The organism is Rodentibacter trehalosifermentans (assembly GCF_002000545.1).
GTDB lineage: Bacteria > Pseudomonadota > Gammaproteobacteria > Enterobacterales > Pasteurellaceae > Rodentibacter > Rodentibacter trehalosifermentans.
In genome coordinates this window covers 1-14,461 of record NZ_MLHL01000049.1, presented here as the reverse complement: position 1 = coordinate 14,461, position 14,461 = coordinate 1, and the positions used below count along the sequence as shown (strand labels likewise).

Genomic DNA, 14,461 nt, shown 5'->3' with positions numbered 1-14,461 from the left:
CACATTATGAAACATTCTTTACAACTGCGTTTAACGCTGGCGTTTATCGTGCTATTCACTCTGGCGGCAGCAAGTGCGGGGGGCGTAGCGTTTTACAACACGTTTCGGGAAACCAATAAACTGCAAGATGAAATGCTGGAACGCTTTTCAGGCTCGGTTAATTTATCGGAAAATCCGACCGCTCTTTTGCCGCCCGAAATGTTAGACGGACATGTGCGGGTTTATTTTGACCGTCATCGCCCGAATGATCCTACCAATGATTTCCCCGATCAAATGCCGGACGGTTTTCACAATCTGAAAAAGGAGGGCAAAAAATATCGCAAAATGTTGGCAGAAAATATGCCACGGGAAATGTTGCCGAAACGGCATAACAAAAACTCGCCCAAAATGTACCGCACTTACGTCCGCCACACACCGGAGGGACGGATTATCGTCATTCAAGATAACAACTACCGTGAAGATTTAGCGTATCGCAATGCGTGGTCGAGCGTGCTGCCACTCTTGGTACTTTTACCATTGGTAATTTTACTCACCATCGTGATTGTGCGGATGGCAATGAAGCCGGTGCAACGGCTCTCGAAAAAGGTGGAACGCCGCCACGAGCAGAATTTACAACCGCTTCCAACCGATAAAATCCCCGGTGAAATTCGTGGATTTGTGGTAGAAATCAACCGCTTGCTGGAACGCACCAACGGCTTTATTCAGCAACAAAAACGTTTTATTGCCGATGCTTCCCACGAATTGCGCAGCCCGATGACCGCCCTTTCCTTGCAAGTGGAACAGCTTGCCACCCAAAACTTACCGGCGGAAACCCAAACGCAAATTGCTACGCTTAAACAAGGCATTCAACGCAGCCGCCATTTGTTAGAGCAACTACTTTCTCTCGCACGCCTACAAAATCAAGGGGAAAAACCTTACACGGAATTAGACGTACAAGCCATTTTCCGCCAAGTTATTAGAGATTTACTTCCCCTCGCCTTAGAAAAACAGCAAGATTTAGGCGTGGACGGCGAACAAGCGGTCAAATTTTACGGCAACGAAACGGATCTCTACCTGCTCATCAAAACCCTTACCGACAACGCGATTCGCTACACCCCAAACGGAAGCCAAATAGACCTGAGGGTTGAACCGCTTGAAAACGGCATCCTTCTACAAGTAGAAGACAACGGCAACGGCATACCCGAGGAAGAACGCCAACGAGTCCTCGATCCGTTCTACCGTATTTTAGGCTCTAGCCAACAAGGCTCAGGCTTAGGCTTAGCTATCGCCAGCGAAATCGCCAAACACTACGGTGGCACAATAGCATTGAAAGAGAGTGGGAAATTTGAGAGTGGATTATTGGTGGAGGTGGTGTTGGCTTACCATTAGCCGAGAACCGAGAACAGCAGAGAGTAATCCCCCCTCGACCAGCCATAAGCGTTCCCCTTTGGGGAGCAAACTAATCAATCCCAAAGGGGATAGTTTATACTTAACCTAAGGTAACTTGTTACCCTAGGGATTCCGTCAAAGCGTAGGGAGAAAAACGCAGTTTTACTGCGCCAAAATATCAATACGTGCATAACTGATAAATCATTCACGCACCCTACAATTTTTAGCTTTTACCTAAAACTGATTTTATCATTCCCCTACTAATCAAACCCAATCTATGGCGTATAATACGCCACATCAAAACAACGAGGCGTTGCAAAAAAATTGGAAAAAATGACCGCTCTTTGGGGATTATTTTTGTTGTTTTTGATAGCTGGCACTCATCAAATCAAGAAAATTCACCACGGCTTGACGTTGTTGGTGATCGAACTGTTCCCAGTGATAGTCGTAACGGGCTTTCAGTTCATCGTTGGTGAGGGTGGCTTTGCTGCAACAATCCAAGAAAAACCAATTTAACGGCGTATCTAAGGCTTGAGCAATGAGCATTAAATGGCTGATATTAATTTTATTATCGCCACGTTCATAACGAAGCAATTGTTGTTGCGAGATCCCGATATTTTCGGAAAGTTGATCGGCGGTTAAGCCAACTTCCTTACGTCGCATTTGAATGCGTTTGCCAATCAGATGATCCGCTTTAGAAGGAGTTAATTGAGCCATTATTGTCTCTTTTTGCTTAAAAATTTCATTTAATGAATTGTCAAGCAAATCGGCGGACAACTGAATTTCACCAATTAAAACTTATTTTGAAAATTATCATCTATTAAAAATATAAAATTTTTTCGCTATAATATTTCATCTATTAAAAATATATATAAAATTTTTCAATAAATGTATTAAGGAGTAAAAAATGCGTATTTTAGTTTTAGACGTACCACGTGAAGGTGTTACCCCGGCAGATTATGCCCCACATTTGTTAAATGAAATCAAACACGGTTGGGCATTGCTTAAATCTGACATCATTCGTGAGATTTATATGCGTCAGGATCACCCGGGCGTGGTGGTGATTGTGGAAGCAGAAAGCGTGGAAAAAGCCAAAGAAATTTGCGATGACTTCCCATTATGTAAAGCAGGGCTAATTGATTTCCAATATATCCCATTCAGCAACTATCTTTTTGTTGAACAACTTTTTAAAGACGAACACAAAGCCTAATTGAAAACTCAAACATTGAGGAAAGTAAAATGACAAAACCAATCTTATGTGTGGTCACCAGTACCACTGAAAAAGGCAATACCGGTATCCCGACAGGTTTCTGGTTAAGCGAATTAACCCATCCATTAAAAGTGATGGAAGAGGCAGGTTTTAAAACGGTGATCGCTTCCATCAAAGGTGGTCAGGCACCAATTGATAAAGACAGCCTTGATTTCACTGATCCTGTGAACAAATACTTCTGGGAAGAAACAGACTTAGAAAAGCGCCTTGCCAACACACCAAGCGTCGCAGAATTAAATGGTGCAGATTATTCAGCCATTTTCTTCGCCGGTGGTCACGGCACCATGTGGGATTACCGTGAAAACCTTGATGCTCAACGTTTAATCCGTGAAGTGTATGAAAACAACGGTGTGGTTTCTGCGGTTTGCCACGGTCCGGCGGCACTAGTGGATGCAAAATTAAGCAATGGCGAATACTTGGTAAAAGGCAAAAATGTCGCCGCCTTCACCAATAAGGAAGAAGAGGAAGTGGGTGGCACGGCAATTGTGCCTTACTTGCTTGAAAGTGCGTTAATCGAACACGGTGCAATCCACCACGAGGCTCCAAACTGGTCTGAAAATGTCTATGTAGACGGACGTTTAGTGACCGGTCAAAACCCGGCTTCTGCACACAAAGTGGGTGTGGAAATAGTGAAGGTGCTGAAAAGTTAATTAACCTTTATCTCTTTGCTCCCTTCTTTCATAGAGGAGGGAGTGAAGACAGAGTTGTAAAAACATACTTGCTATACAAAAGTAAAATATATATAGAATGAGGATTCCTTTTCGAGGATAAATCCTAAAGTGCGGTCAAATTATCTGCGTTTTTTGACCACACTTTTTGTTGTAGCCTTTTCTATCGTATTTTATTCTACTATTTTCCTCTGATTAAATTAGAAAATTTATTATTGTTACTAATACTTCTCATTATTTCAGTTTGATTCTAATCATCTTTAACTCAAATTTTATTCTTCTATTTTTATTTATGTGATCTGTCTCAAATTTTCTCCTTTCTTTAAATGATTTAATGATGCTAGTTTAATAATTACTCAACCTGACCATGGTGAACAAAATATATGGGGGAACAACATTATGAGTAATATTGATCAAATCAATCGTCGAAATTTTCTTAAAGCATCCTCGGTAGGTGCAGCTCTTGCGGTTTCCGACCTTACTTTACCTTTCAATGCGGTTGCTGCAGAAACGCCAACACTTCCTGAGAATAGCGAAGAAAAAATTATTTGGAGTGCCTGTACTGTCAATTGCGGAAGTCGCTGTCCTCTTCGTATGCACGTTAAGGATAATCGCATCACTTATGTAGAAACCGATAATACAGGCACAGAAACCTATAATGTAGATCATCAGGTTCGGGCTTGTTTGCGTGGTCGATCTATGCGTCGCCGTATCTATAATCCGGATCGATTGAAATACCCAATGAAACGCGTAGGTAAACGTGGTGAAGGGAAATTCAAACGTATTAGCTGGGATGAAGCCTTAACAGAAATTGCCGAGGCATTAAAACGCAACATTGCAAAATACGGTAATGAATCTATTTATTTGAACTACGGCACAGGCACATTGGGTGGCACAATGACAAAATCTTGGCCTCCTGCTTCAACGATGATTGCGCGTTTTATGAACTGTATCGGTGGCTATTTAAATCATTACGGTGATTACAGCACAGCACAAATTGCCGTAGGGTTGGATTATACCTATGGAGGCGGATGGACACTCGGAAATGGAATGGCTGATATTGAAAATACCAAACTCATCGTACTATTTGGTAATAACCCTGCTGAAACTCGAATGAGTGGTGGCGGTTTAACTTATTGCATAGAACAAGCCAAAGCCCGCTCTAATGCCAAAATGATCATTATCGACCCACGCTATAACGACACAGGAGCAGGTCGTGAAGATGAATGGATACCTATTCGTCCCGGCACCGACGCCGCATTAGTTTCCGCATTAGCTTATGTGATGATTACCGAAGATTTGGTTGATCAATCTTTCCTTGATAAATACTGTATCGGTTATGATGAAAAAACTTTGCCGGCTGATGCACCGAAAAACGGTCATTACAAAGCCCACATTTTAGGACAAGGCGATGACGGCATAGCAAAAACACCGGAATGGGCGGCCCAAATTACCGGAATTCCGGCAGATCGTATTATAAAATTAGCCCGTGAAATCGCCGGCACGAAACCGGCGTTTATTTCACAAGGTTGGGGGCCTCAACGCCGGAGTAATGGAGAACTCATTTCCCGTGCCATTGCGATGCTACCTATTTTAACAGGCAATGTAGGGATTCATGGCGGTAATACGGGCGCACGAGAAAGCGCATACAGCATTCCTTTTGTGCGGATGCCAACCTTAGAAAATCCGGTTAAAGCCAGTATTCCGATGTTCCTCTGGACGGATACCATTATTCGTGGGCCGGAAATGACCGCACTTTCCGATGGTATTCAAGGCGTGGATAAACTTTCCGCCCCCATTAAAGTGATTTGGAATTACGCCAGTAATTGTTTGATTAATCAACATTCACAAATCAACCGTACGCACGATATTTTACAAGATGATTCTCAATGTGAAATGATCATTACCATTGATAATCATATGACCTCGACAGCCAAATACAGTGACATTTTATTGCCTGATTGCACGGCTTCAGAGCAAATGGATTTTGCGCTAGATGCTTTCGTGGCGAATATGAACTACGTGATTTTCGCCGACCAAGTGATTAAACCTTCTTTTGAATGCCGCAATGTTTACGATATGTTGAGTGATTTAGCTGAGAAAATGGGCGTAAAAGAAAAATTCACTGAAGGTCGCACACAAGAAGAATGGCTACGCCATATTTATGCACAATCTCGCGAAAAATTGCCTGAACTTCCTACCTTTGAGGAATTTAGACAACAAGGTATTTTCAAGAAAGTCGATCCGAATGGTTTCTTTGTAGCATATAAAGCATTCCGTGAAGATCCTGAGGCCCATCCGCTCAAAACACCATCCGGTAAAATTGAAATTTATTCCTCCCGCTTGGCAGAAATTGCTAAAACGTGGAAATTGGAAGAGGATGAAGTTATTCATCCGCTACCGATTCACGTACAAAGTTTCGAGCATTATGGCGATCCGCTGATGGAAAAATATCCATTGCAACTTAGCGGTTTCCATTATAAAGCCCGAACTCATTCCACCTACGGCAATGTGGACGTATTAAAAGCGGCCAATCCTCAAGAAGTGTGGATGAACCCGATTGATGCCGAACCAAGGGGAATTAAAAACGGTGATATGATCCGCATCTTTAATGACCGCGGTGAAGTGCATATTCATGCCAAAGTGACACCACGCATCATCCCCGGCGTCATTGCATTGAGTGAAGGGGCTTGGTATGCCCCGGATAAAGATCGTATCGACCACTCCGGTTGTATCAATGTGCTGACCACCCAACGTCCGTCACCACTGGCTAAGGGCAATCCGCAACATTCTAATTTAGTTCAAGTGGAACGCTTATAGGGAGGTAATGATGGAACAATATGGTTTTTATTTTGATTCGGATCGCTGTACAGGCTGTAAAACCTGTGAATTAGCCTGTAAGGATTACAAAGACTTAGGCTCGGAAGTCAATTTCCGCCGTATTTATGAATATACCGGCGGCAACTGGAGCTCACAACCGAACGGTTGTTGGAGTCAAAATGTGTTTGCCTACTATATGTCGATTTCCTGCAATCACTGTTCCGATCCGGCTTGTACAAAAGTTTGCCCGACCGGGGCAATGCACAAAAACGCAGACGGTTTTGTCATTGTTAATGAAGAAATCTGTATTGGCTGCCGCTACTGCCATATGGCGTGCCCGTACGATGCTCCACAATATGATGCACAAAAAGGTCACATGACAAAATGTGACGGCTGTTATTCGCGCGTCAAAACAGGGAAAAAACCTATTTGTGTGGAAGCTTGTCCATTACGAGCCCTTGATTTTGCCCCGATTGAGCAATTAAGGAAGCAATATGGCGAACAAGCCTCTATCGCCCCATTACCACCTGCAGAGATAACCCAACCAAATCTCGTGGTAAAACCAAATAAAAATGCTCGCCCAAGTGGCGATACCAATGGGTTCTTAGGCAACCCAAGAGAGGTATAAAATGAACGCAGGATTACATGAACTTCCACTTGTTTTCTTCACAATACTGGCGCAAAGTGCGGTCGGTGCGTGGCTCGTTTTCACTTTTGTATTATTAAATACAAAAAATGAAAAAAGTCGTGCTTACATCCATAAAGTGATGTTTGTAATTTTGGCATTCTTAGGAGTTGGTTTTATTGCCTCTATTACTCATCTCGGTTCGCCGATGCGTGCGTTTAATTCACTGAATCGTGTCGGGGAATCAATGATGAGTAACGAAATCCTCTCCGGTGCGATTTTCTTCTCCCTCGCCGGTTTTTATTGGCTCGTTGCTCTCACAGGCAAAATGCCCGTTGTTCTTGGTAACTTATGGCGAATAACGACCGCACTTGTGGGTGTTGTTTTTATGTATGTGATGAATCAGGTCTATCACATTGTCAGTGTACCGACTTGGGATACTTCACTCACTTCTTGGTCGTTCTATCTCACCGTTGCTTTGGGTGGACTAGCATTGGCTTACGCATTATTAATACCGAATAAGCACCGTGAATATTCGCTAAACTTCGTACCAAGTTTATTTGCAATCTCATTGTTGTTTGCTGCTATTGTGGCGGTCTACCAAGGTTTCGGCTTACCGCATATTCATAGTGCAATCCAAAATGCCGCTGATCTTGTGTCGGACTATGCCGTAATGACTTCCATACGCCTATGCCTGTTAGCCATTGCCGCATACCTATTATTCTGCACAGGAAATAGGGAATTATTAGGTTGCGCAGTTGTTCTCACTTTAGTGGCAGAAGGCATAGGACGAGTATTATTTTATGGCTTACATATGACATTAGGTATGACTATCGGCAGCTAATACAGAAACAAAGTGCGGTTAAATTTCACGGAGAATTTATGCAAGATACTTTTCAACAGATTTCCCTCTACGGACGTTTACTCGGTGCAGCATTTTATTATGAACCCCAAACGCCCCAAATTCGTGGCATTTTGGATTTTTTTCGCCAACCAAATTGGATAAAAGAATGGGAAATCCCACTTGATGTCAAAACATCTGAAAAAATAACCGCACTTATTACACAAGGTTTAACACAAGATATTTCTGAACAATATCAGCGCCTGTTTATCGGACCGAATGAATTACCCGCACCGCCTTGGGGTTCCGTTTATCTCGATCCTGAATCCGTGATTTTTGGCAATTCACAACTGGCTTTGCGTGATTTTTTGCGTCACCATCAAATTGCATTCCAAGCACAGCAAGATGAACCGGAAGATCACATCGGCTTAATGTTAATGCTTGCCGCTTATCTTGCAGAAAATCGACCGCACTTGATAGCAGAATTTCTCCGTGAGCATTTATTAATTTGGGCGTTACATTTTTTTAAACAACTTGCAAAAGTCGAAAATGCCCCTTTTTATCAAGGGATTGCCTTATTAACAGAGCAAACGTTACAACAATGGCAAAGCACATTGCATATTGATATACCGAAAGTGAGATTTTACCGATAATGAAAAATGCAGCTTATTATCAGGCTTATTTGAGCCACAACCAAATCTCACGCCGTAGATTACTGAGAAGCTTTTTCACTGTAAACGAAGGAAGAACAACGGAAGAACACATCTCACGCCCTCCTTTTGCCGCACGGGAAGATTTATTTTCTGCCGCCTGTAACGGCTGTGGCAAATGTGTTTCTGTTTGCCCTCATCGACTTATTCATTTAGTAAAACAGCAGGCAATACTTGAGATTGATTACGCCCCTTGTCATTTATGCGGAAAATGTGCAGAAGTTTGCCCTACACACGCATTACATCCCAATTTTTCCGCCGATACCCGACTCCGTCCAAAATTTTCTTCTACCTGTTTAATCAAACAACACCAAACCTGCACAGACTGCCAAACTGCCTGCCCACAACAGGCTATTTCCCCTGAGTTAATCGTAAATAAGGAATGTTGCAACGGATGTGGTGAATGTAAAATAGCCTGTTTCACAAGTGCAATAACCTTAAAATAAATGGGACTTTTACCGCACTTTTTCCTTTTTTATCCTCTAGGATGAAACCTTTCATGCAAGCGTTTCAAGCGCTCTTTCGCCACATGAGTATAGATTTGAGTGGTGGATAAATCGCTGTGTCCGAGTAGCATTTGCACCACGCGTAAATCGGCACCGTGATTCACCAAATGGGTCGCAAAGGCGTGGCGGAGAACGTGGGGAGAAAGGGTATCGCTATCAATATCCGCCAACATCGCATAATGTTTAACCCGATGCCAAAAGGTTTGGCGGGTCATTTGCCGGGCTCGTTGGCTGAGAAACACAATATCGGAACTTTGTCCGTTTAATAAGACAGGACGACCATAAAGCATAAATTGACGCACCCAATACGCTGCTTCTTCCCCCATAGGCACAATGCGTTCTTTATTGCCTTTACCAATCACCCGCACTACACCTTGTTGTACGCTCATATTTTCAATGGTGAGTGAAACCAATTCGGTCACACGTAAACCGGTGGCATAAAGCAATTCCAACATCGCTTTATCACGCAGTTCCAAAGGAATATCCACATCAGGGGTATTCAATAAATCACTCACTTGTTGTTCACTTAAATATTTTGGCAAGCGACCCGGTAATTTCGGTGAACTGAGGATAGCCGTGGGATCATCAGGGCGATATTTTTCACGGTATAAATATTGAAATAATTTCCGCATTGCACTGAGCATTCGTGCGGTACTCGTCGCTTTATAGCCTTGCTCTACCCGCTCCCCGAGAAAGCCTTGTAAATCCACTGTATCTAAGGTTTCCAAGGAAAGATTGTTTTTATCCAACCAATCGCAAAGTGCGCTCAGATCTAAGCGGTAAGATTGCACTGTGTTTTCCGAAAGCCCTTTTTCGATCCAATATTCATTGAGAAATAAATCAACTAATGCCGTGTTTTTCACTGTGTCCTCTCCGATATGATTAATTTGACTTCACCAAAAAGGCATCCAATTTACGTGGAATGATGAAAAATGATGCCGCGGCAATACCGCTCATCAGTAAGAACGTCATTGTCGGTGAAATTGGGTAAATCAAGCCTGAAACAGCGGTGAAAAGGGCAATAAGCGCACCATTTGATAAGCCGTTATATAGGCCTTGTAATTTGGCAATATGGCTTTGAGGTTGAGTGGTGATATAACGCACAATGGCATAATGGCAGGCGGCATAAGTTAGACTATGTGCCAATTGGAGCGGAAAAATCTGCCAGAATGTGTTTGCATAAGCCAAGCCTGACCAGCGTAAAATACTCACGAATGCAGACAAAAAGAAAATGCGGCTTACCCCCCAATTTTGGAATAAACGACGTGAAAAGAAGAATAATAAAATTTCTGCCAATACGCCAATGCCCCATAGTAAGCTGGTTTGTGGCACTGAAATGCCGATACCCGTCCAGTAAATTGTGCTATAAACATAATATGCCGCGTGAGCGCCTTGAATTAGCCCTACCGCAAGCATAATACGTAACGTAGTTGGATTTTTTAATAATGCTAAGAAACTAATTTGGTTCAGTGAATTATCTATCGGGAGTTCATCTTTTGGCAGAATAGTCGGTTTGAGTAATTGAATGAGGGTATAAAACAATAAAAGTGCGGTCAAAATCCACACGATATTTTGTTCACCCACCCAACCAATCATTCCTCCAAATACCACGACACCTAAAATAAAGGCGGCAGAGCCAATTAATCGCACTTTTCCATAATCCAAGCCGATTTGGCGTTGCCACGTGGAGGCTAATGAATCGCCAATCGGCATACCCGCAGAATTGACCATGGCAAAAAGCCCAATGGCAGAAAAAAGCAACCAGAAATTGTGGGAAAGCAAACTCATTGTCGCCATAATGATGGCAGAAAATAACGCCAATAAACGTAATGAATTGATAAGGTGAGCGGCCTTTTTAATTAATGAGGAGAAAAATAATCCGCCAATAAAACGAAAAAGATAGGCACTGCCAATGACAAGCCCGATCATTTCTTCGCCATATTGTTGGGATTTCAACCATGCCGGAAAGAACGGCAAAAACACGCCATAAGCACAGTAATAACCGAGAAAACTCAGGGCGAGCCAGTAAAAGGGACGAACTTGCATTAGAATAAGGTTTCCATTTCTTGTGAGCGTGCCACGCAGGCTTGCATGGCTTCTGCCATAATTTGATTAAATTTCCGTGCGTTAAACACCGATAACGCCGCAGCGGTTGTTCCGCCTTTTGAGGTAACATTTTCTCTTAAAGTGGAAAGAGCGGTTTGCGGGTTTTCCACCACCATTTTAGCTGCCCCCAGCATCGCTTGTTGCACAAACTGACGGGCGGTGTCGGCATCCATATTCATTTCAATTAATGCCTGTTGCATGGCTTCCAACATTAAAAAGAAATACGCCGGGCTGCTACCGGATGCGGCGGTAACGGCGTGCATTTGATTTTCCGCTTTCACCCACTGCGTTTGCCCCACCGAATTTAACAAATCTTGGGCAAAAGTGCGGTCGGTTTCCGCCGTATTTTCAGGAGCAAATAATCCCGCCATGCCTTCTCCCACTAATGCCGGCGTATTTGGCATCACGCGTACAACGGATTTTACACTGGGGATAAGGGCTTGTAGGCGTGCCGTGGAAATGCCCGCCGCAATAGAAATGAGTAATTTATCGGAAAAATCCACCACACTTAATGGGGTGCAGACTTCCGCCATCATTTGCGGTTTCACGGCAAGTAATGTCACCTCGGCACGTTTCGCACTTTCCGCATTATTTTCTGCGGTTTGAACTCCCAGTTTATCGAAAAATGCCCGCTTTTCAGCATTAGGATCATTCACTATGATTTTTGTCGCCGGATAACCTTGTTTCAATAACCCCAGCACGATAGCTTGTGCCATATTGCCGCCACCAATAAAGGCGATTAATTTCTGTTGCATCATTTTTTCCTGTGAGTTTATAAGCTACAATGTCGCCTATTTTACCCGATTATGAAGGATGTGTTACGTGTGGTTTAAAAATTTAATGAGTTATAGGCTTACCAAACCCTTGCAATGGGATCTTGAACAACTCCAAACGCAACTTGAAACTTGCCAATTTCATCCCTGTGGGGCGCAGGATCAAAGTAAATTTGGTTGGGGACGTCCGCTACAGGGATCGGATTTATTTTATTTCTCCGTAGGAAAACAAATTTTATTAATCGCAAAAAAAGAAGAAAAAATCCTACCGGCAAACGTAATAAAACGTGAGTTGGATGAGCGTATTGAAAGTTTGGAACAGAAAGAAAACCGTAAGTTGAAAAAGGTGGAAAAACAAACTTTAAAAGATGATGTAGTGATGACCCTATTGCCGAGAGCCTTCAGTAAAAATCAATATACTGCATTGTGGATTGATACGGAAAATCAGTTGATTCACGTGGATGCCGCTTCAAGCAAACGGGCGGAAGATGCTTTGGCATTATTGCGAAAATCTCTTGGTTCGTTACCTGTCGTCCCCCTTGCTTTTGCCAATGACCCCAGCACCGTGATGACAAATTGGATCGCACAAGACAGCCTTCCACACTGGCTTATCGCCCTAGAAGAAGCGGAATTACGCGGTAGCCAAGAAGACAGCGTCATTCGCTGTAAAAAACAACCCCTTGAAAACGATGAAATTCTCGCCCTTTTACAAGAAGGCAAAAAAGTGGTAAGCAAACTCGCCTTGGAATGGGAAGACACCCTCACCTTTGTGTTTAATGAGGATTGCACACTCAAGCGTTTAAAATTTGCCGATACGGTACGTGAAAAAAATGACGATATATTAAAAGAAAACTTCGCCCAACGGTTTGATGCGGATTTTGTGTTGATGACGGGCATTCTCAGTAAACTCACTGAAAATTTATTAAATGAATTTGGCGGTGAAAAAGCAAGGTTATAGGCAAAAGTGCGGTTAAATCGGGCAGTATTTTTATGTACCGCTATTCATTTCGGAAATAATGAAATATGAATATTCAAAATGCCATTTTATGTCGACGTTTCTTCTCCGGAGTGGCATATACGGCAATGCAGAGCGTCTTTTTTATCTATTTACAAAATAATAAAGGATTTGACACCTCGCAAATTGCGACGGCATTCTCCTTGCTGGTGTTTGCCAGCCAAGCCTTTTCTCTTTTTGCCGGTGTATGGGGGGATCAGTTTGGACGATCCAAAATGATGTTACTTGGCTGTTTAATGGATGCCTTGGCTTACATTTTATTGATAACGACAGACTATTATCCTCTTTTGTTATTGGCGACATTCTTTTTTGGTTTGGGTAGCACATTATTTGGCACCAATGCCCGAGCCTTGTTGCTTTCAACCGCAGCGAATAATTATCAGGAGAAAGCCAAAGCACAGGGGAAATTTTTGCGCATCCAAAGTCTTGCTTCAATGTCAGCCCCCTTGCTTGCCCTGCCATTTTTGCATTTTCAACTACCTGAAATGTTGATTTGGTTGAGTTGTGCCATTGAAGTGTCAATGTTGCTTTTTATGCTTATCGCTGTGAAAGAAACGCCTTGTAAAGTGATCAGTACGCCTTTTAGATTTCAGAATATCCGGCAAGTATTAAGCAAGCGATTTGTGTTTGCCCATTTATTGCTTTTTATTCCATTAGCGATGAGTACCTCTTTCTATATTATTTTCCCCTATATTTTCAGTAACTTATTGGATAACCCCGAATCCATTCCGGTTGCCTTTTTTATTAATAATTTGATCGCTGTGCTATTCCAAGCCCGCTTTACCCGTAAATTGGATTTTGGCGTGGTCAAACTCACTTATATTGCACCGTTACTCGTGATCACCTTGATCGTGCCGTGGTTCTATGTAATTGATTTTCTTTCTTTTATGACAGCCTACCTTTATTTAGTAATCTTTGCCTTTGTGAGCTTGTTTGCCAATACGGCGATGGCAAATATGTTAGTGAAATTGGATAAAGGGGTAAACCAGGGCTTAATGTTTGGGACATCCAAACTAATTTTAGCCGGCACGACAACATTGGTGATGAACATTATTCCCATTGTCTTTTTAATTTGGTAAGTAAAATGAAATTACGCCATGTTTTCTTTTCTCTGTTATTATCGCTCACAGTTAGTGCGATAGCGATTGCCCCTGCTTTATACGATATGCGAAATCGTGAAGCCGAGCAGGTTGAACTCGCAGGATTATATGCCCAACTTGTGGTTGCTCTTGAAGATGAAAATTATCTTGAGCTTGATAAATTATTATCGGACGACTTCGTACTCACCGTAATTCGTGATGCCAAACGAAAGCGTTTTACAAAGGCGGATTGGCTGAATAATTTAAAAGACGGGCTACTGTATTATGATATGCTGAAAGCCATCAAAGTATTGCCAATAGGTAAAGACCGGTTAACCGCCACCTATGATCTAAAAGCTTCGTTTTTGGGCGAACAGGTAGAAGCGATGCGCTTAAAAATGTATTTCCGCACCAAAATGAATGAAGGACGACATCAAATCACCCGAATGTGGATTAATTGGGATAAAAACCAAGGAAAATGAGGGGGAAAATAACAAAAAAGTGCGGTCAGAATCCATTATATTCTCGGTGTTATGTCGCACTTGCACAAAACTATTGGCTTGTACAACCCAAACATCATTTACATATTTCCCTAAGGACATCGTTTACATTTTGTTGGGTTGCTGGTGCCACTGTGTGGCGGGTTTTATTTTCTTTTCTCCTTCGTCCATTTGACCGAG

15 protein-coding genes are annotated in these 14,461 nt (G+C 42.5%); 11 read left to right on the top strand and 4 right to left on the bottom strand.

Features of this window, described 5'->3' with window-relative positions; genetic code table 11:
* Positions 1-6: 6 nt before the first annotated feature.
* Positions 7-1,368 carry an ATP-binding protein gene (locus BKK52_RS08825; RefSeq protein WP_077478529.1) on the top strand — a complete coding sequence of 454 codons (1,362 nt, stop codon included), beginning with the start codon at positions 7-9 and terminating at the stop codon, positions 1,366-1,368.
* A 351-nt stretch (positions 1,369-1,719) separates the two neighbouring features.
* Here BKK52_RS08825 and BKK52_RS08820 read toward each other — a convergent pair whose 3' ends face one another.
* Positions 1,720-2,085 (bottom strand): helix-turn-helix domain-containing protein, encoded by a 366-nt coding sequence (locus BKK52_RS08820; protein ID WP_077421732.1) that lies wholly within the window; start codon positions 2,083-2,085, stop codon positions 1,720-1,722.
* A gap of 190 nt (positions 2,086-2,275) precedes the next feature.
* Between BKK52_RS08820 and BKK52_RS08815 the strand changes: the two genes are divergently transcribed.
* The 7 genes from BKK52_RS08815 to napF all read left to right on the top strand — a co-directional run bounded on the left by BKK52_RS08815 (position 2,276) and on the right by napF (position 8,748).
* Positions 2,276-2,578, top strand: a complete 303-nt coding sequence (locus BKK52_RS08815; protein WP_077421731.1) for a YciI family protein — start codon at positions 2,276-2,278, stop codon at positions 2,576-2,578.
* 29 nt (positions 2,579-2,607) lie between these two features.
* A complete protein-coding gene (locus BKK52_RS08810) occupies positions 2,608-3,288 on the top strand; it encodes a type 1 glutamine amidotransferase domain-containing protein (RefSeq protein WP_077421730.1) in 681 nt (226 codons plus the stop codon).
* Between the two features lie 417 nt (positions 3,289-3,705).
* Positions 3,706-6,126, top strand: coding sequence for a DMSO/selenate family reductase complex A subunit (locus BKK52_RS08805; RefSeq protein WP_077474677.1), 2,421 nt, complete (start codon positions 3,706-3,708; stop codon positions 6,124-6,126).
* 10 nt (positions 6,127-6,136) lie between these two features.
* Positions 6,137-6,754 carry a DMSO/selenate family reductase complex B subunit gene (locus BKK52_RS08800; RefSeq protein ID WP_077474678.1) on the top strand — a complete coding sequence of 206 codons (618 nt, stop codon included), beginning with the start codon at positions 6,137-6,139 and terminating at the stop codon, positions 6,752-6,754.
* A 1-nt stretch (position 6,755) separates the two neighbouring features.
* Positions 6,756-7,595 (top strand): dimethyl sulfoxide reductase anchor subunit family protein, encoded by an 840-nt coding sequence (locus BKK52_RS08795; RefSeq protein ID WP_077474679.1) that lies wholly within the window; start codon positions 6,756-6,758, stop codon positions 7,593-7,595.
* Positions 7,596-7,633: 38 nt separating this feature from the next.
* Entirely contained in the window at positions 7,634-8,245 is a 612-nt protein-coding gene (dmsD, locus tag BKK52_RS08790; protein ID WP_077478528.1) for a Tat proofreading chaperone DmsD, read from the top strand.
* A complete protein-coding gene (napF, locus tag BKK52_RS08785; protein ID WP_077474681.1) occupies positions 8,245-8,748 on the top strand; it encodes a ferredoxin-type protein NapF in 504 nt (167 codons plus the stop codon). The genes dmsD and napF overlap by 1 nt, the downstream gene beginning before the upstream one ends.
* Positions 8,749-8,777: 29 nt before the next feature.
* Here napF and xerD read toward each other — a convergent pair whose 3' ends face one another.
* Genes xerD through proC form a run of 3 tightly spaced genes read right to left on the bottom strand, consistent with a single transcriptional unit; the run spans position 8,778 to position 11,669 of the window.
* A complete protein-coding gene (xerD, locus tag BKK52_RS08780; protein ID WP_077421729.1) occupies positions 8,778-9,671 on the bottom strand; it encodes a site-specific tyrosine recombinase XerD in 894 nt (297 codons plus the stop codon).
* A gap of 19 nt (positions 9,672-9,690) precedes the next feature.
* Positions 9,691-10,854, bottom strand: coding sequence for a 3-phenylpropionate MFS transporter (locus BKK52_RS08775; protein WP_077478527.1), 1,164 nt, complete (start codon positions 10,852-10,854; stop codon positions 9,691-9,693).
* A complete protein-coding gene (proC, locus tag BKK52_RS08770; protein ID WP_077478526.1) occupies positions 10,854-11,669 on the bottom strand; it encodes a pyrroline-5-carboxylate reductase in 816 nt (271 codons plus the stop codon). Before proC ends, BKK52_RS08775 begins: the two co-directional genes overlap by 1 nt.
* A 67-nt stretch (positions 11,670-11,736) precedes the next feature.
* Between proC and rdgC the strand changes: the two genes are divergently transcribed.
* The 3 genes from rdgC (at position 11,737) to BKK52_RS08755 (ending at position 14,263) form a co-directional block, all read left to right on the top strand.
* Positions 11,737-12,645, top strand: coding sequence for a recombination-associated protein RdgC (gene rdgC, locus BKK52_RS08765; RefSeq protein ID WP_077478525.1), 909 nt, complete (start codon positions 11,737-11,739; stop codon positions 12,643-12,645).
* A gap of 65 nt (positions 12,646-12,710) precedes the next feature.
* Positions 12,711-13,781 (top strand): MFS transporter, encoded by a 1,071-nt coding sequence (locus tag BKK52_RS08760; protein WP_077421725.1) that lies wholly within the window; start codon positions 12,711-12,713, stop codon positions 13,779-13,781.
* 5 nt (positions 13,782-13,786) lie between these two features.
* On the top strand, positions 13,787-14,263 hold the full coding sequence (locus BKK52_RS08755; protein WP_077478524.1) for a hypothetical protein: 477 nt from the start codon (positions 13,787-13,789) through the stop codon (positions 14,261-14,263).
* The last annotated feature ends 198 nt before the right edge of the window (positions 14,264-14,461 follow it).

Bases quoted from the DNA above. Each gene is read 5' to 3' on its own strand.
- BKK52_RS08820 (WP_077421732.1), bottom strand. From the start codon at position 2,085: ATGGCTCAATTAACTCCTTCTAAAGCGGATCATCTGATTGGCAAACGC.
- BKK52_RS08805 (WP_077474677.1), top strand. From the start codon at position 3,706: ATGAGTAATATTGATCAAATCAATCGTCGAAATTTTCTTAAAGCATCC.
- napF (WP_077474681.1), top strand. From the start codon at position 8,245: ATGAAAAATGCAGCTTATTATCAGGCTTATTTGAGCCACAACCAAATC.
- BKK52_RS08800 (WP_077474678.1), top strand. From the start codon at position 6,137: ATGGAACAATATGGTTTTTATTTTGATTCGGATCGCTGTACAGGCTGT.
- BKK52_RS08755 (WP_077478524.1), top strand. From the start codon at position 13,787: ATGAAATTACGCCATGTTTTCTTTTCTCTGTTATTATCGCTCACAGTT.
- BKK52_RS08825 (WP_077478529.1), top strand. From the start codon at position 7: ATGAAACATTCTTTACAACTGCGTTTAACGCTGGCGTTTATCGTGCTA.
- BKK52_RS08810 (WP_077421730.1), top strand. From the start codon at position 2,608: ATGACAAAACCAATCTTATGTGTGGTCACCAGTACCACTGAAAAAGGC.
- dmsD (WP_077478528.1), top strand. From the start codon at position 7,634: ATGCAAGATACTTTTCAACAGATTTCCCTCTACGGACGTTTACTCGGT.
- BKK52_RS08760 (WP_077421725.1), top strand. From the start codon at position 12,711: ATGAATATTCAAAATGCCATTTTATGTCGACGTTTCTTCTCCGGAGTG.
- BKK52_RS08795 (WP_077474679.1), top strand. From the start codon at position 6,756: ATGAACGCAGGATTACATGAACTTCCACTTGTTTTCTTCACAATACTG.
- BKK52_RS08775 (WP_077478527.1), bottom strand. From the start codon at position 10,854: ATGCAAGTTCGTCCCTTTTACTGGCTCGCCCTGAGTTTTCTCGGTTAT.
- BKK52_RS08815 (WP_077421731.1), top strand. From the start codon at position 2,276: ATGCGTATTTTAGTTTTAGACGTACCACGTGAAGGTGTTACCCCGGCA.
- proC (WP_077478526.1), bottom strand. From the start codon at position 11,669: ATGCAACAGAAATTAATCGCCTTTATTGGTGGCGGCAATATGGCACAA.